Origin of the sequence: Parafrankia sp. Ea1.12 (assembly GCF_900465275.1) — a bacterium.
In the GTDB taxonomy this organism is placed as follows: Bacteria; Actinomycetota; Actinomycetes; order Frankiales; family Frankiaceae; genus Parafrankia; species Parafrankia soli.
Window position 1 is genome coordinate 1 of the sequence record NZ_UBIZ01000171.1, and the last position, 270, is coordinate 270.

General features: G+C 66.7%; 1 pseudogene. It reads left to right on the plus strand.

Annotated elements, in window-relative coordinates:
• Positions 1–270, plus strand: a pseudogene (locus FMEAI12_RS05050) (transposase); the annotation flags it as partial.

Here is a 270-nt window from a genome sequence, read left to right on the forward strand (position 1 = left end):
TCCAGGGCGAGCTCCTCAAACTCGGCCACCGGGTGAGCGCATCCACGATCCGCCGGGTCCTGAAGACCCTCAGGTTGCCACCGGCTCCGAAACGGCAGACCGACACGACATGGCGACAGTTCCTGCGCACGCAGGCGTCGACCATGCTGGCCGTGGACTTTTTCCACGTGGACTGCGCGGTGACGCTGCGGCGGCTGTACTGCTTCTTCGTCATAAAGGTCGGCTCCCGCACCGTCCACGTCCTCGGGGTCACCGCCCACCCCGACGACG